Annotated in this window: 30 protein-coding genes; 17 read left to right on the top strand and 13 right to left on the bottom strand. The window is 70.1% G+C overall.

Features of this window, described 5'->3' with window-relative positions:
- The first annotated feature begins 25 nt into the window (after window positions 1–25).
- On the top strand, window positions 26–1,204 hold the full coding sequence (wecB, locus tag ND450_RS25650) for a non-hydrolyzing UDP-N-acetylglucosamine 2-epimerase (RefSeq protein WP_253321199.1): 1,179 nt from the start codon (window positions 26–28) through the stop codon (window positions 1,202–1,204).
- A gap of 125 nt (window positions 1,205–1,329) precedes the next feature.
- Window positions 1,330–1,986, top strand: coding sequence for a hypothetical protein (locus ND450_RS25645; RefSeq protein ID WP_253321198.1), 657 nt, complete (start codon window positions 1,330–1,332; stop codon window positions 1,984–1,986).
- Between the two features lie 7 nt (window positions 1,987–1,993).
- On the opposite strand, the gene ND450_RS25640 is transcribed toward ND450_RS25645, so the two are convergent.
- Together ND450_RS25640 and ND450_RS25635 are read right to left on the bottom strand one after the other, a co-directional pair.
- The gene (locus tag ND450_RS25640) at window positions 1,994–2,533 is read right to left on the bottom strand and encodes an isochorismatase family protein (RefSeq protein WP_253321197.1); all 540 of its coding nucleotides are present in this window, start codon (window positions 2,531–2,533) and stop codon (window positions 1,994–1,996) included.
- A gap of 1 nt (window position 2,534) precedes the next feature.
- Complete coding sequence (locus ND450_RS25635; RefSeq protein WP_253321196.1) at window positions 2,535–3,818, bottom strand: nicotinate phosphoribosyltransferase; 1,284 nt, start codon at window positions 3,816–3,818, stop codon at window positions 2,535–2,537.
- A 79-nt stretch (window positions 3,819–3,897) separates the two neighbouring features.
- Here ND450_RS25635 and clpS point away from each other — a divergent pair, with 79 nt between their 5' ends.
- Genes clpS through ND450_RS25615 form a run of 4 tightly spaced genes read left to right on the top strand, consistent with a single transcriptional unit; the run spans window position 3,898 to window position 5,975 of the window.
- A complete protein-coding gene (gene clpS, locus ND450_RS25630; RefSeq protein WP_030479230.1) occupies window positions 3,898–4,197 on the top strand; it encodes an ATP-dependent Clp protease adapter ClpS in 300 nt (99 codons plus the stop codon).
- On the top strand, window positions 4,194–4,751 hold the full coding sequence (locus ND450_RS25625; RefSeq protein WP_371927412.1) for a DUF2017 domain-containing protein: 558 nt from the start codon (window positions 4,194–4,196) through the stop codon (window positions 4,749–4,751). The genes clpS and ND450_RS25625 overlap by 4 nt, the downstream gene beginning before the upstream one ends.
- Window positions 4,748–5,659, top strand: coding sequence for a P1 family peptidase (locus ND450_RS25620; RefSeq protein ID WP_253321195.1), 912 nt, complete (start codon window positions 4,748–4,750; stop codon window positions 5,657–5,659). Before ND450_RS25625 ends, ND450_RS25620 begins: the two co-directional genes overlap by 4 nt.
- Window positions 5,660–5,678: 19 nt before the next feature.
- Window positions 5,679–5,975: a hypothetical protein gene (locus ND450_RS25615; protein WP_089921970.1), complete on the top strand. Its 297-nt coding sequence runs from the start codon at window positions 5,679–5,681 to the stop codon at window positions 5,973–5,975.
- Here the strand turns inward: ND450_RS25615 and ND450_RS25610 are convergent.
- The 3 genes from ND450_RS25610 to ND450_RS25600 are packed head-to-tail and all read right to left on the bottom strand — an operon-like array spanning window position 5,959 to window position 7,233.
- Complete coding sequence (locus tag ND450_RS25610) at window positions 5,959–6,378, bottom strand: SRPBCC family protein (protein ID WP_253321194.1); 420 nt, start codon at window positions 6,376–6,378, stop codon at window positions 5,959–5,961. The genes ND450_RS25615 and ND450_RS25610 overlap by 17 nt on opposite strands.
- The gene (locus ND450_RS25605; protein ID WP_253321193.1) at window positions 6,375–6,896 is read right to left on the bottom strand and encodes an SRPBCC family protein; all 522 of its coding nucleotides are present in this window, start codon (window positions 6,894–6,896) and stop codon (window positions 6,375–6,377) included. The genes ND450_RS25610 and ND450_RS25605 overlap by 4 nt, the downstream gene beginning before the upstream one ends.
- The gene (locus ND450_RS25600; protein ID WP_253327996.1) at window positions 6,889–7,233 is read right to left on the bottom strand and encodes a helix-turn-helix transcriptional regulator; all 345 of its coding nucleotides are present in this window, start codon (window positions 7,231–7,233) and stop codon (window positions 6,889–6,891) included. The genes ND450_RS25605 and ND450_RS25600 overlap by 8 nt, the downstream gene beginning before the upstream one ends.
- 110 nt (window positions 7,234–7,343) lie before the next feature.
- Between ND450_RS25600 and ND450_RS25595 the strand changes: the two genes are divergently transcribed.
- The 4 genes from ND450_RS25595 (at window position 7,344) to ND450_RS25580 (ending at window position 9,744) form a co-directional block, all read left to right on the top strand.
- Window positions 7,344–7,754 (top strand): Mov34/MPN/PAD-1 family protein, encoded by a 411-nt coding sequence (locus ND450_RS25595; protein WP_089921971.1) that lies wholly within the window; start codon window positions 7,344–7,346, stop codon window positions 7,752–7,754.
- 31 nt (window positions 7,755–7,785) lie between these two features.
- Entirely contained in the window at window positions 7,786–8,058 is a 273-nt protein-coding gene (locus ND450_RS25590; RefSeq protein WP_089921972.1) for a MoaD/ThiS family protein, read from the top strand.
- Between the two features lie 8 nt (window positions 8,059–8,066).
- On the top strand, window positions 8,067–9,017 hold the full coding sequence (locus tag ND450_RS25585) for a PLP-dependent cysteine synthase family protein (RefSeq protein WP_253321192.1): 951 nt from the start codon (window positions 8,067–8,069) through the stop codon (window positions 9,015–9,017).
- Window positions 9,018–9,165: 148 nt separating this feature from the next.
- Window positions 9,166–9,744, top strand: a complete 579-nt coding sequence (locus ND450_RS25580; protein ID WP_253321191.1) for a DinB family protein — start codon at window positions 9,166–9,168, stop codon at window positions 9,742–9,744.
- Between the two features lie 3 nt (window positions 9,745–9,747).
- Here the strand turns inward: ND450_RS25580 and ND450_RS25575 are convergent, their stop codons facing one another.
- Window positions 9,748–10,608 carry an SMP-30/gluconolactonase/LRE family protein gene (locus tag ND450_RS25575; protein WP_253321190.1) on the bottom strand — a complete coding sequence of 287 codons (861 nt, stop codon included), beginning with the start codon at window positions 10,606–10,608 and terminating at the stop codon, window positions 9,748–9,750.
- 33 nt (window positions 10,609–10,641) lie between these two features.
- Here ND450_RS25575 and ND450_RS25570 point away from each other — a divergent pair, with 33 nt between their 5' ends.
- From ND450_RS25570 to ND450_RS25555, 4 genes are read left to right on the top strand one after another with little or no spacing between them, the layout of a single operon-like run.
- Window positions 10,642–11,253, top strand: a complete 612-nt coding sequence (locus ND450_RS25570) for a rhomboid family intramembrane serine protease (RefSeq protein WP_089921976.1) — start codon at window positions 10,642–10,644, stop codon at window positions 11,251–11,253.
- Between the two features lie 11 nt (window positions 11,254–11,264).
- Complete coding sequence (gene murI / locus ND450_RS25565) at window positions 11,265–12,014, top strand: glutamate racemase (protein ID WP_253327995.1); 750 nt, start codon at window positions 11,265–11,267, stop codon at window positions 12,012–12,014.
- A 1-nt stretch (window position 12,015) separates the two neighbouring features.
- Entirely contained in the window at window positions 12,016–12,783 is a 768-nt protein-coding gene (locus tag ND450_RS25560) for an MBL fold metallo-hydrolase (RefSeq protein ID WP_253321189.1), read from the top strand.
- Window positions 12,780–13,196, top strand: coding sequence for an OsmC family protein (locus tag ND450_RS25555; protein WP_089921979.1), 417 nt, complete (start codon window positions 12,780–12,782; stop codon window positions 13,194–13,196). Before ND450_RS25560 ends, ND450_RS25555 begins: the two co-directional genes overlap by 4 nt.
- Here ND450_RS25555 and ND450_RS25550 read toward each other — a convergent pair.
- Complete coding sequence (locus tag ND450_RS25550) at window positions 13,154–13,648, bottom strand: DUF2231 domain-containing protein (RefSeq protein WP_245786445.1); 495 nt, start codon at window positions 13,646–13,648, stop codon at window positions 13,154–13,156. The genes ND450_RS25555 and ND450_RS25550 overlap by 43 nt on opposite strands.
- 49 nt (window positions 13,649–13,697) lie before the next feature.
- Between ND450_RS25550 and rph the strand changes: the two genes are divergently transcribed.
- Together rph and rdgB are read left to right on the top strand one after the other, a co-directional pair.
- Window positions 13,698–14,462, top strand: coding sequence for a ribonuclease PH (gene rph, locus ND450_RS25545; protein ID WP_089921981.1), 765 nt, complete (start codon window positions 13,698–13,700; stop codon window positions 14,460–14,462).
- Window positions 14,459–15,058 carry an RdgB/HAM1 family non-canonical purine NTP pyrophosphatase gene (rdgB, locus tag ND450_RS25540; protein WP_253321188.1) on the top strand — a complete coding sequence of 200 codons (600 nt, stop codon included), beginning with the start codon at window positions 14,459–14,461 and terminating at the stop codon, window positions 15,056–15,058. Before rph ends, rdgB begins: the two co-directional genes overlap by 4 nt.
- Here the strand turns inward: rdgB and ND450_RS25535 are convergent.
- The 6 genes from ND450_RS25535 to ND450_RS25505 form a co-directional block, all read right to left on the bottom strand.
- Window positions 15,055–17,910: an NACHT domain-containing NTPase gene (locus ND450_RS25535; protein WP_371927411.1), complete on the bottom strand. Its 2,856-nt coding sequence runs from the start codon at window positions 17,908–17,910 to the stop codon at window positions 15,055–15,057. The genes rdgB and ND450_RS25535 overlap by 4 nt on opposite strands.
- A gap of 10 nt (window positions 17,911–17,920) precedes the next feature.
- Window positions 17,921–18,259, bottom strand: a complete 339-nt coding sequence (locus ND450_RS25525; protein WP_089921984.1) for a multidrug efflux SMR transporter — start codon at window positions 18,257–18,259, stop codon at window positions 17,921–17,923.
- 284 nt (window positions 18,260–18,543) lie between these two features.
- A complete protein-coding gene (gene bcp, locus ND450_RS25520) occupies window positions 18,544–19,011 on the bottom strand; it encodes a thioredoxin-dependent thiol peroxidase (protein WP_177229999.1) in 468 nt (155 codons plus the stop codon).
- A gap of 23 nt (window positions 19,012–19,034) precedes the next feature.
- Window positions 19,035–19,562 (bottom strand): hypothetical protein, encoded by a 528-nt coding sequence (locus tag ND450_RS25515; protein WP_253321185.1) that lies wholly within the window; start codon window positions 19,560–19,562, stop codon window positions 19,035–19,037.
- Between the two features lie 337 nt (window positions 19,563–19,899).
- Window positions 19,900–20,928 carry an LLM class flavin-dependent oxidoreductase gene (locus tag ND450_RS25510; RefSeq protein ID WP_089921987.1) on the bottom strand — a complete coding sequence of 343 codons (1,029 nt, stop codon included), beginning with the start codon at window positions 20,926–20,928 and terminating at the stop codon, window positions 19,900–19,902.
- Between the two features lie 7 nt (window positions 20,929–20,935).
- Window positions 20,936–21,685: a hypothetical protein gene (locus ND450_RS25505; protein WP_253321184.1), complete on the bottom strand. Its 750-nt coding sequence runs from the start codon at window positions 21,683–21,685 to the stop codon at window positions 20,936–20,938.
- 94 nt (window positions 21,686–21,779) lie between these two features.
- On the opposite strand from ND450_RS25505, the gene ND450_RS25500 reads away from it, so the two are divergent.
- Window positions 21,780–22,826, top strand: a complete 1,047-nt coding sequence (locus ND450_RS25500) for an FAD-dependent oxidoreductase (RefSeq protein WP_253321183.1) — start codon at window positions 21,780–21,782, stop codon at window positions 22,824–22,826.
- Window positions 22,827–22,828: the final 2 nt, after the last annotated feature.

The raw sequence follows: 22,828 nt of genomic DNA, 5'->3' as shown, positions 1-22,828 counted from the left end.
CCGGTCTCCCCGAGAGAGGACAACGGTGAGCAAAGAGGTTTTGCTGGTCGCCGGTACGCGGCCAGAAGCACTGAAGATCGCCCCGGTCGCCATCGCACTGCGGGGGCACCCCGGCCTCCGCCCCACGATCGTCCACAGCGGACAGCACTCCGGCATGGTCGAGCAGGCGCTCGGCGCGTTCGACCTGGTGCCGGACGTGCGGCTGGACGTGCCCCGCAGCACCGGTACGCAGGCCGAACTGGTCTCCCGGCTGCTGCCCGAGTTCGACGCGGTGCTGCAGGAGCGCGACCCCGCGGTCACCCTCGTGCAGGGTGACACCACGACGACCCTGGCCGCGGCGCTCGCCTCCTACTGGCGCGGAATCCCCGTGGCGCACCTGGAAGCCGGTCTGCGCACCGGTGACCTGTACGGCCCGTTCCCCGAGGAGGGGAACCGGCAGATGATCTCCCGCATCACGTCGCTGCACCTCGCGCCGACCGACGACGCCGCGAACGCGCTCAACTCGGAATGCCTGCCGGACAGCCACATCGTCGTCACCGGCAACACCGTCGTGGACGCCGTGCAGCGCGTCGCCTCCGCCGGCCTGCCCGCGTCCAGCCCCGACCTCGTGGCCCTGGAACGCAGCCTGGACGCCACCGGCGGCCGGCTGATGCTCGTCACCGTGCACCGGCGCGAGTCGTGGGGCCGCCCGCTGATGCGCGTGCTCAACGCCGTGCGCGCCATCGCCGACCGCCACCCCGACCTGCACGTGCTGATCCCCGCGCACCCGAACCCCGGTGTGCGCGAACAGGTCGTGTCGCACCTCGGCGGCCACGAGCGCGTCGTCATCACCGACCCGCTCGACTACCCGGACCTCGTGCGCGTGCTCAAGCGCGCCGCCCTCGTGCTGACCGACTCCGGCGGAATCCAGGAGGAGGCGCCCTCGTTCGGCGTGCCGGTGCTGGTGCTGCGCGAGACGACCGAACGCATGCTCGCCGTCGACGCCGGGTGCGCCTGGCTCGTCGGCACCGACACCACCCGCATCCTCGCCGAGGCGGGCTGGGTGCTCGGCTCCCGGCTGCGGCTTCCCCTGGGGCGCAACCCGTTCGGCGACGGGCGTGCCGCCGTGAGGGTGTGCTCCGCCCTGGAGAGGCTCGCGGGTCTGCCCACGGCCCTGCCGCGCCGGGAGCCGTACGCCACGCTGGTCGGCGTGGGATCCCGCTGACCAAGAATCATCGTCACTCAACCAGGTAATTGCCTACACGAATGGGTGACATGAGGTCCTGGGTCGTTATCAGCGACTCGTGCCCCAACCATTATCGGGCGGTGGGAATCGAGGCAATGCGAAAAATGCGCAAGAGTGCGATCGCAGGCGCTGTGGTCGCGTTGACGTTCGCGACCGCGGGCCCCGCGCTCGCGGCCAACCCGCCCGGCACCGCGTCGGCGGGGTCCGCCGACTTCGCGAAGGCGGGGCAGGCGTACAAGGTCGAGCCGCTCGCGGTGTGCGACGTCAACCCGGACCAGGCGGGCACGGTCACCGGCTCCAGCCCGGCCGTGAGCAGGACCGGTCTCAAGATCGGCGAGACCGGCTCGACCTGCACGACCGAGGTGGTGAACCCGGCCGAGCTGCTGACGAGGACGAAGTCGGTGGCCACGGGCACGGCCTTCGAGCTGTCCGCGCTGGTCGCCGCGGGCGGGCCGCGCCTGAAGATCGGCAAGTGGACGGTCACCTGCGACGCCGACGACAAGAAGACGACCGCGGGCTGGTCGCTCGAGAAGATCTCGGGGTGGACCGGGCTGCCGCAGGACCTCACGCCCGGCTACGTGCACGACATCAAGTCGGGCAGCGGAACCGTGCTCGCCAGGGCCAAGTTCAACGACTCGGTGCTCCCGGTGCCGAACGACGGCAGCATCGCGCTGACGCTGTTGAAGATCACCTTCGAACCGTCGTCCGGCTACACCGGAAGCGTCACCGTCGGCACGGTGGCCTGTTCACCGACGCCTTAGTGCCACACTAGGACACGCGGACGCCCGCGGCGAGCAGTTCTTCGACTGCCGCGTCGCGGGTCGTCTGGGCGACGGCCGCCGTCAGGTCGACGAGCACCGTCGTGCGGAAGCCGTTGCGGTGCGCGTCGAGGGCGGTGGCGCGCACGCAGTGGTCGGTCGCGATGCCGACCACGTCGACCTCGGTGACGCCCTTGTCCGTCAGCCAGCCCGCGAGGTCGTTCTCCGCCTCGAAGCCCGAGTAGGCGGCGGCGAACCGGCCCTTCGAGAAGACCTGCTCGATGCCCGAGACGTCGAGCTCCGGGTGGAACGACGCCCCCGGCGAGCCCGCGACGCAGTGCACCGGCCACGAGTCGATGAAGTCCGGAGTCAGCGAGAAGTGCGGACCGGGGTCGACGTGGTAGTCCCGCGTCGCCACGACGTGGTCGTACGCCGAGGTCGCGATGTGCTGCGAGATGGCCGCCGCGACGGCCGCGCCGCCCGCCACCGCCAGTGAACCGCCTTCGCAGAAGTCGTTCTGCACGTCGACGACGATCAGTGCCTTCGTCATGTCAGCTCTCCAGGTAGATCGTCGGGATCGCGGGCTCGCCGCGCGAGAGCTTGAGGCCCTCCCACGGCACGCTCACCAGAGCCGCGCGCAGGCGTTCGCGGCTCTGCTCCAGCGTGGGCACCTCGTCGGTGAGCTCCCCGGCGCGCACCAGCGGGATCTGCACCAGCCTGTCGTGCGGGCCGAGCTCGGGTTCCGCCGGGGCCTGGAACACGACCTCCTCGATGGCCGTGCCCGTGTCCTTGTGGCGCCGCAACGCCTTCTTCCAGCCGCCGCGCGACTGCTTCGACGTGCTGCGCTTCTCGACGTGCCTGCCGTCGACCTCGACCAGCTTGTAGACCATGCCCGCGGTCGGCGCGCCGGAGCCGGTCACGACCGACGTGCCGACGCCGTACGCGTCCACGGGCTCGGCGCGCAGGGCGGCGATGGCGTACTCGTCGAGGTCGCTCGACACGACGATCCGGGTGTTCTTCGCGCCCAGCGAGTCCAGCAGGTCGCGGGCCTGCCGGGCCATCACGCCCAGGTCGCCCGAGTCGATGCGGATCGCGCCCAGTTCGGGGCCGGCTACCGCGACCGCGGTCTTGATGCCCTCGGTGATGTCGTAGGTGTCGACCAGCAACGTCGTGCCGACGCCCAGGGCCTCGACCTGGCTGCGGAACGCCTCTTCCTCGGTGTCGTGCAGCAACGTGAACGCGTGCGCGCACGTGCCGGCCGTCGGGATGCCGTGGCGGCGCCCGGCCTCCAGGTTGGACGTCGCGTGGAAGCCCGCCAGGTAGGCCACGCGGGCACACGCCACAGCGGACTCCTCGTGCGTGCGGCGCGAGCCCATCTCGATCATGTGACGGCCGTTGGCGGCGGTCACCATGCGGGCGGCGGCGGACGCGATCGCGCTGTCGTGGTTGAGGATCGAGAGGGCGAGCGTCTCCAGCACGACCCCCTCGGCGAACGACGCCCGGACCGTGAGCACCGGCGATCCGGGGAAGTAGAGCTCGCCCTCGGGGTAGCCGTCGATCTCGCCGGAGAAACGGTAGTTCGCGAGCCATTCCAAAGTGGAGTCGTCGACCACCGAGTTCCGGCGCAGCTGCTCGATCTCCTCCTCGCCGAAGCGGAAGTCGCCGATCGCGTCCAGCAGCCGGTTCACGCCGCCGACCACGCCGTAGCGGCGCCCGTCCGGGAGCCGGCGCGCGAAGACCTCGAACACGCACGGACGGTCACCGGTGCCGTCACGGAGCGCGGCCGCGAGCATCGTGAGCTCGTAGTGGTCGGTCAGCAAGGCCGTCGAGTTCATGGTCACCAACCCTAAGGTCGCATCCGGTTTACCCGCACGCGGTCTCCGTCACTGCGGCGAACATGACACCATTGGCGGTATGACCACGCCCGTCGAACAGGAACGGACGCAGCCGGAGGCCGTCGGTGAGGAAGTCGCCGCCGAGGACCGACCCTGGCAGACCGTGGTCTGGAACGACCCGGTAAACCTCATGTCCTACGTGACGTACGTGTTCCAGAAGCTGTTCGGCTTCAGCAGGGACCATGCGACCAAGCTGATGCTCGACGTGCACCACAAGGGCAAGGCGATCGTGACATCGGGGACGAAGGACAAGGTGGAGGCCGACGTGGCGAAGCTCCACGCGGCAGGGCTCTGGGCGACCATGCAGCGGGCCTCGTGAAGAGGTGGATGCGCGACGGTGACGTCGTCGTCGGCAGGCTGGACCGGCAGGAGGCCGCGGTCGTGCGCGGTCTGGTGAGCCAGATCCAGGACATGCTGCTGGCGCGCGCCGAGGAAGCGCCCCAGGACGAGCTCGCGGAGCTGACCGGCATCAGGACGGGCCCGTCGGAGGCTCCCGACGACCCGATCCTGGGCAGGCTCCTGCCCGACTTCCACCGCCTCGACGACGACGCGCCCGACCCGGACGAGGTCAACTCGGCCGCGGCGTTGCGCTCGCTGCACGAACCGGAGCTTCTGGACCACAAGACGGCGGCGGCCGAGACCGTGCTGCAGACGTGCTCGCCCGACGGCGGTGAGCTGCGGCTGACCATCGCGCAGGCCGAGGCCTGGATGGCGTCGCTCAACGACGTGCGGCTGGCCCTCGGGACCGCTCTCGACGTCACCGAGGACATGCCGGACGAGCTGCCGCCGGAGGACCCGAGATCGCCGCACCTCGGCGTCTACCACTGGCTGACCTGGGTGCAGGACACCCTGGTCGAAGCGATGATGCCGTGATCCCCGGCGTTCTCGTCGGTCACCACCACCGCATCGAGGACGGCTGGGCGACGGGCACGACCGTCGTGCTCGTGCCTTCCGGGGCCGTCGGCGCCGTGGACGGACGCGGTGGCGCGCCCGGCACGCGGGAGACCGACCTGCTGGACCCGGCGAACCTGGTCCAGCAGGTGCACGCGGTGTGCCTGTCCGGCGGGTCCGCGTACGGGCTCGCGGCCGCGGACGGCGTCATGAGCTGGCTCTCCGCGCGCTCGATCGGCTTCCGCGTGGGCGCCGAGCCGCACCACGTCGTGCCGATCGTGCCCGGCGCGGTGATCTTCGACCTGCCGATGTCGGAGTGGGGCAACCGGCCGGACGCCTCGTTCGGCCACGCGGCCTGCGAGAACGCCGCCGAGTCGTTCGACCTGGGCTGTGTCGGCGCCGGTGCCGGTGCGCGGGTCGGATCGCTGAAGGGCGGCGTGGGCGCGGCCTCGTCGACGGTCGGAGCGCACCGGATCGGTGCGCTGGCCGTGGTCAACGCGGCCGGCGAGGTCGTCGACCGCGCTTCCGGGCTGCCGTGGCTGCCCTCGCTCGGGACGTCTCCCGTGGCGTTGCCCGACCGCAAGCCCGAGGGCCTGAACACCACGATCGGGGTCGTCGCGGTCGACGCGGACCTGTCCAAGGCGGAGTGCCAGCGGCTCGCGATGGCCGCGCAGGACGGCCTGGCCCGCGCCGTGCGGCCCGCGCACTCGATGTTCGACGGCGACACGGTGTTCGCGCTGGCCACGGGTGCCGTGCCGCTGGCGGAGCCGCGTGCGTTCGCGTTGGACGCGCTGTGCACCGCCGCCGCCGAGGTGTTCGCGGAGGCCGTGGTGTCCGGTGCGCACGAGGCGACTTCGCTCAACGGTGTGACGGCGTTCCGCGACCTCTGAGCCTGGGTAACCACCTCGCATGGCCGATGTCATCGATCAAGCAGCAGGTGTCGTCACCGAGCTCGCGCCGCCCGGTGCGGCCCGCGAGATCCCCGGCAGGGAACTGGCCGTGGTCGCGCCCGCCGGGTTGTTCGCGCTCGCGTTCCTGGTGCCGCCCGGAGTGGGCAAGGTGCTGATGAAGCTGGGCGTCGCCGCCACGCCGCTCGCCGCCTGGGCGGAGCTGGCCGCGTGGCGGGGACTCGACCAGGCGCAGCGGCGGCGCGGGGTGGCGTTGCTCGCGCTCTACGCCGTGGTGGTGCTCAGTCGGCGTCGATGAACGTCTTGAAGTTGCCGACGTTGCGTTCGACCTGCTCGCGCAGCGACTTCTCCAGCATCCTGCGGCCGAGCGCGAGCAGGCCGGAGAGCTGGAACTCGTTGTCGCACACCAGGAGCGTGCGCTGGTCGTCGATCGCCGAGTAGCGGTTGGTGATCGTGTGGACCATGCCGCGCGTCTCGTAGCGGGAGATCCGTTCGTCGGCGTTCGCTGCCAGCACGGTCTCCTCGAGCGTGAACTTGCGGTAGGTCAGCGTCGCCGTGGAGCCCACCGCGCCGGGCGTCTCACCGTGCGGGGTGATGCCGACCAGGTCCGGCTGCCAGCGGTGCAGGTGCGCGGGGTCGGACGTGAGCACCCGCACCCGTTCGATCGGCTGCTCGAGGACGACCTCCTGGGTGAACCTCATCGCAGCACCTCCGTCCACGCGTCGCTGATCTGCTGTGCCTGGACACCCGCGGCCATCAGGTCCTCGGGGGACGCGGTGGCGATCCAGTCCTTCGCGGCGCCCTCCGGCAGTTCGCCGTCGAGGAACTTCTCCAGCGCGTTCAGGCCCATCTCCCAGCCCGCGCCGAGACCCCAGACCGCGGGGGACGCGTTCGGGACGAGCTCGCCGGGCACTGGGGAGTGCGACAGCGTGAGCACCGTGGAGTCGCCTTCCGCCTCCAGTCGCACGACGACCTCGGTGACACCACCGCCCATCTCCCAGGTCAGGCCGATCTCGGCGGGCCGGTCGCACCGGACGATCTCGCCGCCGGCGTTGCCCTCCAGCTGGTACCGGCCGCCGACAGACAGGTCGCCGCTGATCGGGAGGAACCACCTGACCAGGCGTTCCGGTGTGGTGATGGCGTCCCAGACGTCCTCGCGGTCCGCCTTGTAGATCCGCCGGATGACGAGCTTGCCGTCCTCGTAGGCGCGGTCAGTCACCTTCTGCCTCCAGTCTGCGTTCCCTTTTGCCCCGTGCCAGTTCGGTGGCGAGCGCGTCGAGGTGCGGTTCCCAGAACCGCCGGAAGTGGGCGAGCCACGCGTCGACCTCCCGCAACGGGCCGGGCGCGACCGCGTACAGCCGCCGGGTTCCGGACGCTCTGACCTCGACGAACCCGTTCGAACGCAGCACCTTGAGGTGCTGTGACACAGCAGGCTGGGTGATCCCGAACTCGGCCTGGACCACCTCGCCGACGTCCCCGGCCGCCCGTTCGCCACTGGCGAGCAGCTCCAGGATCCGCCGGCGGACCGGGTCCGCGAGTACGTCGAACGCGTGCACGGCGCCCACTGTAGTAGTCATCGCTAATATAAGCCAGTACTGAATAATGCTGCGTGACGTGGGTATCTCGCATACCGAGACAACTCTCGCCAGCCCGTAGGATTGAGCGCGTGCTGGTGATTCGCCGTGACCTGGTGGACGCGATGGTGGCCCACGCGCGCCGCGACCATCCCGACGAGGCGTGCGGGGTGATCGCAGGGCCGTACGGCTCCGACCGCCCCGAGCGCTTCATCGAGATGGAGAACGCGGAGCGGTCACCGACGTTCTACCGGTTCGACGCGGCCGAGCAGCTCAAGGTGTGGCGCGAGATGGACGCGAACGACGAGGTGCCCGTGGTCATCTACCACTCGCACACCGCGACGGAGGCGTACCCGTCCCGCACCGACATCTCGTTCGCGGGCGAGCCGGAGGCGCACTACGTGCTGGTCTCCACGCGTGACCCGATCGAGCACGAGCTGCGGTCGTACCGGATCGTCGACGGTGTCGTGACCGAGGAACCGGTCAAGATCACCGAATCCTGAGTTGCCCCTGTTTCCCGGAGGTAGAACCACCATGGCAGTCACCGTGTCGATCCCGACCATCCTGCGCACCCACACCGGGGGCGAGAAGTCGGTGTCCGCCAGCGGTACGACGCTCGCCGAGGTCATCGACGACCTGGAGAACAACCACGGCGGCCTCAAGGCCCGCCTGGTCAAGGAGGGCTCGCTGCACCGCTTCGTCAACGTCTACGTCAACGACGAGGACGTGCGCTTCTCCGGTGGCCTCGCGGCCGAGGTGAAGGACGGCGACAACGTCACCATCCTCCCGGCCGTCGCCGGAGGCTGATCCTCCCCATGGCCCGCTACGACTCGCTCCTGGACGCGCTCGGCGGCACGCCACTGGTCGGCCTGCCGCGCCTGTCGCCGTCCGAGGACGTGCGCATCTGGGCGAAGCTCGAGGACCGCAACCCGACCGGCTCGATCAAGGACCGGCCCGCGCTGGCCATGATCGAGGCGGCGGAGCGGGACGGCGTGCTGCGTCCCGGCGCGACGATCCTGGAGCCGACGTCCGGCAACACCGGCATCTCGCTCGCCATGGCCGCGAAGCTCAAGGGCTACGGCCTGGTCTGCGTGATGCCCGAGAACACCTCGACCGAACGCAAGCAGCTGCTGCAGGCGTACGGCGCGCGGATCGTGTTCTCACCCGCCGCCGGCGGGTCGAACCAGGCCGTCGCCACCGCCAAGGAGCTCGCCAAGCAGAACCCGGACTGGATCATGCTGTACCAGTACGGGAACCCGGCGAACGCCGAGGCGCACTTCCGCGGCACCGGTCCGGAGATCTTGAAGGACCTGCCTGAGATCACGCACTTCGTGGCCGGACTCGGCACGACGGGCACGCTGGTGGGCGTCGGCCGGTACCTGCGCGAGGCGAAGCCGGACGTGCAGATCATCGCCGCCGAACCCCGCTACGGCGAGCTGGTCTACGGCCTGCGGAACCTCGACGAGGGCTTCGTGCCGGAGCTGTACGACGAGTCGGTGCTGACCGGCCGCTACTCGGTCGGCTCGTACGACGCGTTGCGCCGCACCCGGCAACTCCTCGAGACCGAGGGCATCTTCGCGGGCATCTCGACGGGCGCGATCCTGCACGCGGCGCTGGCCGTGGCGCAGAAGGCGTTGGTGGCGGGGAAGTCCGCGGACATCGTGTTCATCGTCTGCGACGCCGGGTGGAAGTACCTGTCGACCGGGGCGTACGCGGGGACGCTGGACGAGGCCGCGGCGAAGCTGGACGGGCACCTCTGGGCGTGAGCCGGCCGATCTTGTCGGTGGTGCCGAGTACGTTGTGACGCAGGGGTTCCCGGCTCGGGGGTACCCCTGCGCGAGCGCGGCCGGTGACGTGGGGTGGTACGGGTGACCACAGGGCTGTGGGGTCGCCGGTGACCACTATCCTGCGGCGGTGCCGGTGACCGCTGACGACCTCGAAGCCGCCGTCTCCTGCCTGGCCGACGCGCTCGCCCCCGCGACCACCCGCGACTGGACGACCCGGCCCGGCACGGGGGAGTGGCACGCCCGCCAGACCGCCGAACACCTCGGCGACTGCCTGCTGTCCTACGCGGCCCAGCTCGTCGCCCGGCCCGCCGACCGCTACGTGCGCTTCCTCGCCGTCGCGGACGAGAAGGCGAGCCCGGCCGAGGTGCTCGAGTTCGCGGTGGCCGGCGGCAGGATCCTCGCCTCGGTGGTGCGGACGACGGAGCCGTCCGCGCGCGCCTACCACCCCACCGGCGTGGCCGGTCCCGCGCACTTCGCCGGCATGGGCTGCGTCGAGGTGCTGGTGCACGGCGAGGACGTCGCCCGCGGCCTCGGACTGGCGCTCGACCCGCCCCGCGACGTCTGCGCCCGCGTGCTCGCCGCGATGTTCCCCCACGACGACCTCGACGTGGATCCCTGGACCGGTCTGCTGTGGGCGACCGACCGGGTCAGCCTGCCCGGCCGCGCGCCGCAGACGGGCTGGCGCTGGCAGGGCCCGCCGGAGTGAGCGTCAGCCGTTGAACGCGGTGCCCGGCACGCCCTGGCCCACACCCGGCAGCACCAGCACGGACCCGTTGAGCTGCCGGTCCATCAGCGCCTGGTCGGACAGCCCCGACCGCGCTGAGGTCACGTAGAGGTCGGTGAAGTCCGCTCCGCCGAAGCAGCACGCCGTCGGGTTGTCGACCGGCAGTTCGATCTCCCGGTCCAGCTCCCCGCCGGGCGTGTACCGGCGCACCGCGTGCCCGCCCCACAACGCGACCCACACGCAGCCGTCGGCGTCCACGGTCAGTCCGTCCGGCCAGCCCTCGGTGTTGCCGACGTGCACGAACGGACGCCGGTGCGCGATCGTTCCGGAGGCGTTGTCGAAGTCGAGGACGTCGATGCGGCGGGTCGGCGTGTCGATGAAGTACATGAGCTTCGCGTCCGGGCTCCAGCCGACGCCGTTGCTCGTGTTCACCTTGTCCAGCATGACCTTCGCCGCGCCCTCGCCGGTGACCCTGGCGAGCCAGCCCTCGTCGGCGGCCTGGTCGTAGCGCATCGTGCCGGCCCACAGGCGGCCCGACGGATCGATGCCCGCGTCGTTGCCGCGCACGCCCTCGCGCGCCCAGTAGACGAGCCACGACTTGGTGCCGTCGCGGTCGATCAGCGCGATGCCGTCGCGCAGGTTGCAGACGATGCCACCCTGCGCGCGCGGCTTGGCGGCGCCGACGTGCTGCGGCACGGTCAGCACCGCGTCGTCGTCGCGCGCCGGTGCGTACCGGTGCACCTCGGAGGCGAGGATGTCCACCCACAGCAACGTGGAACTGCTGTGGTCCCACGTCGGGCCTTCGCCCAGCTGGGCGGACGCGCGCACCGCTACTTCGATCGACACCCAACCACCCTAAACGCCACGTACTCTGAGGACGTGGACCGCACCGCGCTCGCGAAACGGGTCATCCCGCCGCACCCCGTGCTGTCGTTGCTCGTCGTGGCCGGGTTCGTCGGCTTCCTCTACGTCGTCGAGGCCTTCGACGTGGCGACCGGCGGCTCGCTGGAGGACGACGGCGTGCGGCCGCGCGACTTCAGCGAGTGGGACAACCTGCTCTGGATGCCGCTCGTCCACGGTGACTGGAGCCACCTCACCGGCAACGCCGTTCCGTTGCTGCTGCTCGGGTTCCTCGCGACGTCGGGCGGGTTGAAGCAGTTCTTCCAGATCACCGCGGTCATCTGGCTCAGCAGCGCGCTCGGCGTGTGGGTGTTCGGCAGTCCCGGCAGCCACATCGGCGCGTCCGGGCTGGTGTTCGGGTTCCTCGCGTTCCTGCTGGTGCGCGGCGTCTTCGCGCGCTCGTGGCTGCAACTCGTGATCGCGGTCGGCGTGTTCGCGCTGTACGGCGCCGCGCTGTGGGGCGTGCTGCCCGGTCAGCCGGGTGTGTCGTGGGAAGGCCACCTGTTCGGCGCAATCGGTGGCGTCCTGGCCGCGTGGGGCGTGGCTCGTGACCACCGCCGCAGTACAACACCGGCTACATTCACCGCGTGACGATCGGGATCATGGACTCGGGCGTCGGCGGCCTCACGGTCGCCCGCGCGATCATGGACCAGTTGCCGGGCGAGTCGATCCACTACATCGGCGACACGGCGCACGGTCCCTATGGGCCGCTCCCGATCGCGCAGGCGCGCAAGCACGCGCTGGAGGTCTGCGACCGGCTCGTGGACGAGGGCGCGAAGATGCTGGTGATCGCGTGCAACACCGCGTCCGCCGCCTGCTTCCGCGACGCCCGCGAGCGCTACGACGTGCCGGTGGTCGAGGTGATCCTCCCGGCCGTGCGGCGCGCGGTGATGACGACCCGCTCCGGCCGCGTCGGCGTGATCGCGACGGTCGGCACGATCAACTCGCACGCCTACCAGGACTCGTTCCAGGCCGCGCGCGACGTGACGGTGACGGCGGCGCCGTGCCCGCGGTTCGTCGACTTCGTGGAACGCGGCGTCACCTCCGGCCGGCAGGTGCTCGGGCTGGCGCAGGCGTACCTGGAACCGTTGCAACGCGCCGACGTCGACACGGTCGTCCTGGGCTGCACGCACTACCCGTTGCTGACGGGCGTGATCCAGATCGTGATGGGCGAGCACGTGACGCTGGTGTCGAGCGCCGAGGAGACGGTCAAGGACGTCGTGCGGCTGCTGACCGAGCGGGACGAGTTCGCCACCGAACCCGCCGTGCACCGCGTGACGTGCACCGGCCCGCCCGAGCGGTTCGCGAAGCTCGCCGCCCGGTTCCTGCCGACCTTCGAACAGTGGGGCTGACGTGCTGCTGACCGTGCTCGGCTGCTCCGGCAGCATCCCCGGACCGGGCGAGGCCGCGTCGGGCTACCTGCTGGAAGCCGACGGCTTCACGCTGGTGCTGGAGTTCGGCAACGGCGTGCTGTCGCGGTTCCAGGAGGAACGGCCGCTGTTCTCGATGGACGCCCTGGTGCTCTCGCACCTGCACCCCGACCACTGCGTCGACGTGTCGTCCCTCTACGTGGCGCGCAAGTACCACCCGGAGCCGCCTGCGGGACCGTTGCCGGTCTACGCGCCCGCCGAGGCCCCGTCGCGGTTCGTCGCCGCCTACGCCCCGAACGCCGACGAGCGGTCCTCACTGGACTTCACCGACGTGTTCTCGTTCCACGGCCTGGGTGCGAAGGTCGAGATCGGCCCGTTCACCGTGGACTCCGCCGTGGTCGCACATCCTTGCGAGGCCTACGGGTTCCGCATCTCGTGCGGCGGCGTGACGCTCGCCTACACCGGGGACAGCGGGCCGTGCGCGGCGCTGGACTCGCTGGCCGACGGCGTCGACGTGCTGCTGAGCGAGGCGAGCTGGACGCACGCCCCCGGCCGCCAGGCGGACCTGCACCTGTCCGGGCGCGAGGCGGGCGAACTGGCCGCGCGGGCGGGAGCCGGGCGGCTGCTGATCACGCACGTGCCGCCGTGGACGTCCCGCGAGGCCGTGCTGCAGGAGGCCCGGTCGGCGTTCGGCGGGCCCAGTGAGCTGGTCGTGCAGGGCGGCCGGTACGAGGTGGGGGAGCGGACATGATCAACCTGGAGCGCGTCGGCGAGCACGAGTTCGTCGCGACGAACGACAGAGGCGCGTCGGTGCGGATCGGGCGCAAGGGCCAGGACGGCTCGTTCAGCCCGGTCGAACTGCTGGTCGCGGCCGCCGCGGGCTGCGCGGCGGTGACGTCGGAGACGCTGATCCTGCGGCGAACGGGCGGCGAGGAGCTGACCGCCGTGGCGGACGCGGTGCAGTCCGAGAGCGGCAACGAGGTGATCTCCATCCCGGTGACGCTCTCGTACGACCTGTCCGCCGTCGACGACCCGGAGGCGCTCGAAGTCGTCGTCCGGCGCGCCGTGGAGCAGTTCTGCACGGTCACGCGGACGCTGAAGCAGTCGGCGACCGCCCCGCTTCAGCTGCCGACACCGCTCCAGACGGCCTCCGACCCGCTGTGACCGGCGCGCACGGTCTGGACGGTCGTCCCGATCGCGAGCAGTACGACCAGCACGGACACCACGACTGAGACCACCCGCCACGTCTTCGTGGTGGGGGCCTCGGCCTGGCGTTCGCGGTCCGCGAGCCGCCCGGCCACGAGCAGCGCGATCACCGCGACGCCGAAGCCGAGCGCGATGGGCAGCAGCATGTCGCCTAGGTCCGCGTGGGTCTGGATGGCGGGGTTGGGCCCGACCCTGGACTCGAGCGCCGCCTGGAGGTCCTCACCGGCCTGCTTGGCGACGGGAACGGCCGCGACACCGGCCAGCGTGACGCCCAGAACGGGCCACGCGTACCTGCGCCGCCAGGCCGGGACCAGGGCGATCGCGATCGAGCTGAGCGCCGCGAGGGGCAGCAGCACGACCACCGCGTGCACCAGCAACGGGTGAAGCGGAATACCGTCGATCGTCAGCATGTCTCTCCCTACGCCATGGCGCTCCGCAGGGTTCATTAGGGTAGGCGCCGTGGTGCGAAGCGACGGGCGAAACGACGACGTGTTGCGTGACATCCGGATCACGCGTGGATATCAGACCTGGCCCGCGGGCTCGGTCCTGATCGAGTTCGGGAACACCCGCGTGCTCTGCGCCGCGAGTGTCACCGAAGGCGTCCCCCGGTGGCGCCAAGGCTCCGGCCTCGGCTGGGTGACCGCCGAGTACGCGATGCTCCCCTCCGCCACGCACAGCCGCAGCGACCGCGAGTCCGTGAAGGGCCGCATCGGCGGCCGCACGCACGAGATCTCGCGCCTCATCGGCCGTTCGCTGCGCGCCTGCATCGACCTGGCGGCCCTGGGCGAGAACACGATCGTCATCGACTGCGACGTCATCCAGGCCGACGGCGGCACCCGCACGGCCGCGATCACCGGCGCCTACGTGGCCCTGGCCGACGCCGTGACGTACCTCGGCGCGGCCGGCCGCCTGGCCGACCCGTCGCCCCTGTCGTGCGCGGTCTCGGCCGTGTCGGTGGGCGTGGTCGACGGCCGCGTGCGCCTCGACCTGCCGTACGAGGAGGACTCGCGGGCGGAGGTCGACATGAACGTCGTCGCCACCGACGCCGGCACCCTGATCGAGGTGCAGGGCACCGGCGAGGGCGCCACCTTCGCCCGGTCCACTTTGGACCGCATGCTCGACGTCGCCCTGCAGGGCTGTGCCGAGCTGAACCGCCTCCAGGCCGAGGCGCTCTCCGCCCCGTACCCCGGCGTCCTGCCCGAGCCCAAGGCGAGCAAGCGATGAAGCTGTTGCTGGCTTCGCGCAACGCGAAGAAGCTCCGCGAACTCCAGCGCATCGTCGTGGCGGAGTCTTTGGACGGCATCGAGGTGCTGTCGCTGGCCGACGTGCCCGAGTTCCCCGAGGCGCCCGAGACCGCGCCCGACTTCGAGGGCAACGCCCTGGCCAAGGCGCGTGACGCCGCCGCGGCCACCGGTCTGGTGTCCGTCGCCGACGACTCCGGGCTGGCCGTGGACGAGTTGAACGGCATGCCCGGCGTGTTGTCCGCGCGGTGGTCGGGCCGGCACGGTGACGACGAGGCCAACCTGGACCTGCTGCTGGGGCAGTTGGGCGACGTGCCTGACGAGCGGCGTGGTGCGGCCTTCGTGTCCGTGGTGGCTCTTGTTGTTCCTGGCGGCGAAGAGGTCGTCGTTCGCGGGGAGTGGCGCGGCACGTTGTTGCGGGCTCGTCGTGGGACCAACGGGTTCGGGTACGACCCGATCTTCGTGCCGGAGGGGTCGGAGATCACGTCGGCCGAGATGACGGCGGAGGAGAAGGACGCGGAGTCCCATCGGGGCCGCGCCCTCAAGCTCCTGGTCCCGCACCTCCGCAAGCTCGCTTAGTCGAACCAGTACACCCTGACGTCGGGGCCGAGTTCTTCGATCCCGACATAGGTGCTCGTTCGGCGCAGTCGCAGGGTGAGTGACCGCTTGCTCAGCGGACGAACGTCGATCGGCTCTGTTCCCGCCAGGGAGAGATCCTTTAGGAGCGGTAGCGCTGCGAGCATCTCCGGATCACTCCAGTTTCTGCAGTAGAGGCTTTCCAACCGCGGCAGCTCGTTGAGCACGCTCAGATCACAGCCGGTGGCCGGCGCGCTCAAGTGCAGGCTCAACAACGACCTGCCACGCAGGAAGTCGAGGCTTCGCCACTTCTCGAGTTGGTACAAGGCCAGCGAGATGACCTCGGGCAGGTGCTCGACGTTTCTGTACCGCTGGGCATTCACCAGATAAATCGTCTGCAGGGGGTGCCCCGCCAAGGGGGTTAGATCGATCTCGCCCGTCAGATTCGCAGAAAGATGTACCAGCGAAGACAGCTGCCCGACGAAACCCAAGCTCGACAGCCGCTCCTCCGTCAGCGACATGTCCACGCGTGTCAGGTGCCGAAGGTGGATCAGGTGAGGTAGCTGCGTGGTCGACTTCACGATGGCCATGCCGTTGATCAGCGGTGCTTCCGCGAGGACCTTTTCCGCATACAGCCGAAGATCAAAGCTTTGCCACGCTTTCAGCAGTTCTGACTGGACCCGTCGATCGCTTGCGTAGCTGGCGAGTTTGGCCATGGCTTCCGGTGATGCCACTAACGCAGCGCTGCGTACCGTCTCCTCAGCTTCGGCCAGGGAGAGTTCGTCCAGCGAAGCCGGCAGGTAGCGGAGGATTCGATGACCGATCGTCGCGAGTGACGCGGTCTCTTCCGGGGTGCGTGGTGGTACCAGCCGGTCCTTGACGATCGCGTCGATCCGGTCGCACAGGTCGGCGTCGACATCGCTGACGGTCTCCAGGCACGCGGCCGCCAGCAGGTGCAGCCGGCGTGCGTCCTCCGGCTGTCGCTCGGCGAGGTCCAGCAACGACGTCAGCAGTTCGTTCACCTGGGAGCGCTGGCCGTGCCCGCAGGCCAGCACGATCGTCTGCGTCCACGAGTCCTGAACGGCGTGCGCGACCAAGGTCTCGACCTGGCCGTCCTGCATCGCCTCCTCACCCGCCAGGTACTCCTGGAAGGTCCTGTGCACGAAGTCGACCTGCCCCGGCACAGGCTCGCGGATCACACCGCTGCGCTCCAGCAGGTGCGCGACGACGGCGTCCGGTTCCTCGTCCACGTTGGGCATGGAGCGGATCTTGCGGGCGACGTGCTCGTGCACCTTGGCGGTCGGCAGCTGCGACAGGCCACCCAGGGTCAGGCGCCAGGCCAGGTCTCGCAGCAACACCGTCTTGTCCGACGTGGTCAAGATGCGGGCGATGCCGCGTTCCGCGTCACGCAGGTCGAGCAGCATGGTCAACGCCGCCGCGTACAACTCCATGCGGTTGTGCGGGAGGTCGGAGACGCGGCCCAGGTTCAAAGCGCACAACATCGCGCACAGCAAGGGAGAAGAGGCCAGGCCCTGGAGGTGCTGGCGGCTTTCGATCTGGGTGACCAGACGCCGCTGGGCTTCCTCGGATGCCTCGGCCGCTTCGTGCCAGCGTTGCAGGAAGGCCTTCACGTCGGCGGGGCTCATCTGCTCCAGCGAGACAGCGGAGAAGTTCAGCTCTGCCAACCACTTGTCGTCCGTGGCGGCGGGGCGTGCGGTCACAACGGCCCGTGCGTCGGGGAAGGCCTGCAACAGGTCGCGCAGCCACTCGCGGACCTTCGGGCGTATCTCGAGCGGCACCTCGTCGACGCCGTCCACGAGCAGAAGTCCTTTGCCCGCGCGGAGAACTCGGTGCACCCAACCCGCCGGCATGATGCCCGCCAGCCAGCCGGTGACGAAGTCCTCCGGCCTGGTCGGGAGCGGCTTGTCGGCGTAGGAGCGCAGGCGGATCGGGAACGGGACCATGCCGTTCCACCGCTGGAGTCTGCCGGTGAAGCCGCTGCGGGCCGCGGTGACGGCCAGCCAGTCGAGCAACGTCGTCTTGCCCGAACCCGCTTCGCCCCGCACGTAGGTGCGCCTCACCAGTGCCGACTCGACTCGCATGCCGGAGTAGGCGTGCTGGTCGGGTTCGGCGAACCAGTTGTCGCGTGCCCGTTTCTCGCCGGAGACGGTGAGGCTCAGGTAGGCGACGCTCAGCGCCAGGCGGGGGCGGTCCTTCATGGTCAGGCCGAGGAGTTCGAGGCGGTCGAGGGTGGCGCCGATGTAGCGGAGGTACTCGTCGCGGAACTCGTCGTCGTTGTCGGTGCCCTGCGGGGCGTAGAGCGAGGTTCGTGGGAGGCGGGAGAGGACGTCGTCCAGCATCGCGGCCTGGGCGGTGGCGCGGGACAACACCTCGGCCAGCGCGCGGGGCTGGAAGGACGGCAGGTTGCGGATGATCTGCACCAGGTAGCGGCAGGACTGGTCCAGTGCGATCTCGTGGCAGCGGCCCAGGTCGGCCCGCGGTAGTGAGCGGCGGATCCGCTGGGCCAGGACTTCCGGGTCCGCGTCGGCCGCCAGCAGTGCCGCGTCGGAGAGGTCCACTGACGACAGCGCCTCCTCCACCGCGGTGAGGGAGGAGGCGATGTCGGCGTCGGAGAAGCGTTCCAGCGCGGTCTCCAGCTGCTCGGTGACCTGGTGGCCGATGTGGTCGACCAACGTCTTGAGCTTGGCCTGCTGGGTGGGCTTGGAGAGTTCGGCCGCGGCGATCTCGGTCAGCGACAGGGTTCGTTCGTCGGTGTTGGTGGCGAGCCACTCGGTGGCGGCGCGCAGGGCGACGGACTGGCCCAGCTTGGAGACGGCGGCGATTTCTAAGCCCACCCAAACGAGGTTAGACGGCCGCCTGGGCGTGCGAGGCCACCGACACGACGCAGACGCCCGCGGCGATCAGGGCCATGCCGCCCAGCATCGCGAGGTTCAGCGGGTCGGCGAACAGCACGCGGCTCGTGATGGCCACGAGCGCGATGCCGGCGCCCGCCCAGATCGCGTAGGTGATGGCGACGGGCAGGCCCATTCTGATCACGAGCGATTCCAGGTAGAGCGCGGTGAGGAAGCCCGCGGCCAGACCGGCGACGGGCCACGGTTTTGTGAAGCCCTCGGAGTATTTGAGGCAGAGGGTCGCGAAAACCTCCGCGCCCACGGCGAGGGCGAGCAACATCCACTTGAGCATTGAATTTTCCCAGCACGAAATGCGCGCAGCCTGAGGCGTGCGCGTGGAAGACAACAGGTGACGTCGAGGCGAAAAGTCCTGGTCAGCCGCCGCGTGCGGGGAAGTGGACTCGCAAGGTGAAATCAGACGGGATGTCGGGGCCGTTAGGTGCCGTCAAACGACACACGGTGTATCACCCTCACCGGAACAGGGGCGGCTTTGTTGCACGCCCTCCATCCGACCATACCTGAAAAAAGGGCCGCCGTTGCAACCATTGCGACGGCGGCCTCACATCGGGTGGGAATTCAGGCGGGGAGTTCGCGCAGGAGCTTGGCGACGTGGCCGGTGGCGCGGACGTTGTACATCGCCTTGACGATCTTGCCGTCGGGGCCCACGAGGAACGTCGAGCGGATGACGCCCTGGACGGTCCTGCCGTAGTTCTGCTTCTCGCCGAACGCGCCCCACTCGGTGAGGACCTTCTTGTCCGGGTCGCCGAGCAGCGGGAAGTTCAGGCCCTCGCTGTCGCGGAACTTCGCGAGCTTCTCCTGCTTGTCGGGCGAGATGCCGACGACCTCGTAGCCCGAGTCGGCGAGCACGCCGAGGTTGTCGCGGAAGTCGCAGGCCTGCTTCGTGCAGCCCGGCGTGCTCGCTGCCGGGTAGAAGTACACGACCACGGACTTGCCGAGGTAGTCGGACAGGGACACCGGCTTGCCCTCGCTGTCGGGCAGCGTGAACGCGGGCGCGGTGTCACCAGGTTCGAGACGACTGGTCATGCCCCAGAGACTATTCCGGGGAGCTACGCCTGGCCCTCGAAGACGGTGGGCGCGTCCTGGTCCTGCCCGCCCGGCTTGATGGTCAGTTCCACCTGCGCCGGCGACTCCGGCACCACGAACGCCAGCTGGAGTTGCGTGTCGCGGCCCGGCGGGAGCTCCGCCACGGCCGTGGCGAGGCCGTTGAGGCCCTGCACGGAGTCGACGAGCTCGGGGGCGGGCTGGCCGTTCGCCAGTGCTCTGACGGCGAGCTGGGAGGGGCGGTAGGACGTCTTGGAGCCGTTGTAGACGGTGATCGTGAAGACCGCCGTGCGCCTGGCCGGGGGAACGGCCGTCTCGGACGGCTTGAGCGAGCGGGGCGCGGAGACCACAACGGACAGACCCGACGCCCACACGCGTTGCGTGCCGAACGCGGCGGCACCGGACGCGCTCGGCGTCTCGGCCCGCTGTTCGACGGTCAGGTTCTCGTCGGGGGTGACGGCGACACTGGGGCCCGCACATCCCGCCACGGCCAGCAGCAGGCACAGGCCCGCGGCCGTGTTGGCGAACTTCACGAACTCCCCTTTCCCACCCCGGCGGTGGGTGTGAGCGACTCCCGTCAACTGTGACGGTGCTGAAGGGGGAGTGCGAACGAAAGAGCCCTGAAGAAGCGGACCTGGTGCCGGGCCGTGGCCGACTCGTGATGGGCGGCGTGGGCGGCGCCACAGCGGCACCGGCCCCACGCCGTCCTAGTGGTCGAGACCACTGGGTGAAGCTAGGGAGCGCGTCGGGGGGCGTGCGCGCTCACTCCGATCATCGCCCACTGTGTGCCACGCGCTACAAGCGGAGCCGGTTTTCACCCGTTCAGAGCAACGCCAGTCGTACAAAACGTGAAGCTCACGCCTGGGCGACTCACGTATGTGCGGCTGAACGGCCCAGCGACGGCGTCCGTTCGGCCACTTCGCTGAGCAGTTGGAACGAACGCAGACGGTCATCGTGCCCGTGGACGATGGTCGTCACCATGAGCTCGTCGGCCGCCGTCGACTCCATCAACTCGTCCAGCCCGGCGCGGACCGTTGAGGGGGATCCGATGATCTGGGTGGACATGCGGTCCTCCACCACCAGCTGGTCGATCTCGGTGTACGGGTAGTCCGCGGCCTCCTGCGGCGTCGCCAGCGGACCGGGGCGGCCCTGGCGCAGCTTCACGAAGGAGAGCGCTCCCGGGCCCGCCAGGTACCGCGCCTGCTCGTCGTCGTCGGCGATGAGGACCGAGGCGCACACCATCGCGTACGGCGCGTCGAGCGTCTCGGACGGCCGGAAGTTCCGCCGGTACAGCTCCAGCGCCGGCAACGTGTTCTGGGCGCTGAAGTGGTGGGCGAACGCGAACGGCAGGCCCAGCAGCCCGGCGGCCTGCGCGCTGTAGCCGGACGAACCCAGCAGCCAGATCGGCGGCTTGTTGCCCGCGGCCGGCACGGCGTTGAGCTCGGCGGTGCCCTCGAAGTACTTGATCAGCTCGGTCAGCTCCTGCGGGAAGTTCTCCGCGGACAGACCGGCCTCCGTGCGCCGCAACGCCCGCGCCGTCTTCTGGTCGGTGCCGGGGGCGCGGCCGATGCCCAGGTCGATGCGGCCGGGGTGCAGCGCCTCCAGCATGCCGAACTGCTCGGCGACGACGAGCGGGGCGTGGTTGGGCAGCATGACGCCGCCCGAACCGACGCGGATCGTCTCGGTGGCGTCCGCGACGTGCCCGATGAGCACGGCGGGCGCCGACGAGGCGATGCCGGGCATGTTGTGGTGCTCGGCGAACCAGTAGCGGTGGTAGCCGAGGCGTTCTGCCTGCTGAGCGAGTTCCCGCGAGTTCCGCAGGGCGGTCGTCGCGTCGGACCCCGCCGTGATGGGCGCGAGGTCGAGTACGGACAGCGGGATCTCACTCAGACGGCTCATACATCGATCAACACCGATACTTCGTCACTTCTTCCGTGAGCCGGGTAACTCGTTTCGCCGCCTTCTCGTAGCTGGTGCCCTCGGGGTGCAGGGTCAGCACCGCGACGACGCTGAACCAGCACGTCCCCGAGGTGTGCAGGGCAGGTGACTTCGTGTCCAGCTCCCACTGGATGCGCGGCCGCGGCCGGTCGACGCACGGTTTCGCGGGGTCGCCGAACCCCGACCAGCCCTGCTTGAACGCGGGGTTCCACGTCACCGACGGCAGTCCGAACGACTGGTCGAACCCGTCCGACGCGCACTTCTCGGCCCGTTGGAGGTGCCCCATGATCGTGCGCCGCACGTGTGGTTTGGCGTCCTCCAGGAGGTACTTGTAGATCTTCACGACGTCATGCGCACTCACGGCCGTGTAGCCCCACATGCCCCGGTTCTCGGGCGGCAGCGTGTCCTTGAGCTTCAACCGCTCGGCCGTGCGCACGACGAGCTGCTCCCAGCCGTTCTCCACCCACAGCTCACTGGCCGCGTTGTCGTCGCTGACCCGCAGCATGGGTTCGACGCGCGGGTCGTCGCCGCGCGTCTCCAGCTGTTCGATCGCGATCAGGATCTTCACCAGGGAGGCGGACCTGATCTTCTTGTGCACGTCCCGGCCGGTCACCTGGTGCGTGATCCGGTCGTAGACCGCGTAGGAGGCCGTCGGTGCGGGGACCGGGGCCGGGGTCGTCGGTGCCGCGAGCAACGCCATCGTCAGAAGTAGGTGCACGGCCCCGGAAGCTAGCGAGGTCCCGGACCTTTCGCCCGATGTTTCGTAGCTCACACGTGAGACGGACCGGTTGCCCCGGTTCGTTGTTCGTGATGTGACGGACGTGGTGGTGATCGGTGCCGGACAGGCGGGCCTGTCCGCCTCCTACTTCCTGCGGCGGCGCGGTGTGGACCACGTCGTGCTGGACGCGAACCCCGCTCCCGGCGGCGCGTGGCTGCACCGCTGGCCGAGCCTGCGCATGCGGACCGTGCACGGCATCCACGAGCTGCCGGGCATGCCGTTCGAGCAGCCCGCACCCGACGAACCCGCGAACGAGGCGATCCCGTCCTACTTCGCCCGCTACGAACAGCTCTTCGACCTGCCCGTCGTGCGCCCGGTGAACGTCACCCAGGTCGTGAACGACGGCGCGTTGCTCAAGGTCGAGACCAGTGACGGCGTCTGGACCACCCGCGGCCTGATCAACGCGACGGGCACCTGGCGCCGCCCGTTCTGGCCGTACTACCCCGGCCAGGAGACGTTCCGCGGCCGCCAGCTCCACACCGCCGACTACCAGGGCCCGGCCTCGTTCGCCGGCAAGCGCGTCGTGGTCGTCGGCGGGGGTGCCTCGGCCACGCAGCAGTTGCTGGAACTCGCTCCTCTCGCAGCGGAGACCCGCTGGGTCACCCGGCACGAACCGGTCTGGCGGGAGGGCCCGTTCACCGAGGACTACGGCCGGTGGGTGGTCGGCATGGTCGACGAACGCGTGCGGGCGGGCCTGATCCCGCGCAGTGTCGTCAGCGTCACCGGGCTCGCCCTGAACGCCGAGACCCGCGCCGGGCTGGAAGCCGGGGTGCTGGACCGGTGGCCGATGTTCGAACGGATCACGCCGTCCGGTGTGGAGTGGGCCTCCGGGGAGAGGTTCGACGCCGACGTGATCCTGTGGGCGACCGGGTTCCGGCACGACCTCGAGCACCTCGCGCCGTTGCACCTGCGTGCGGCCGGGGGCGGGATCCAGGTCGACGGCACGCGCGTGGTGTCGGACCCGCGGATCCACCTGGTGGGGTACGGGCCTTCGGCCAGCACCATCGGGGCCAACCGGGCCGGGCGGTCCGCTGTCCGGGAGCTGACGGCGCACCTGGACGGCGCGAAGGTCGCCGGGTAGCT

The organism is Lentzea sp. HUAS12 (assembly GCF_024125735.1).
Classification (GTDB): domain Bacteria; phylum Actinomycetota; class Actinomycetes; order Mycobacteriales; family Pseudonocardiaceae; genus Lentzea; species Lentzea albida.
The sequence above is the reverse complement of the archived record's forward strand: the minus strand, read 5'-3'. Positions and strand labels throughout refer to the sequence as shown.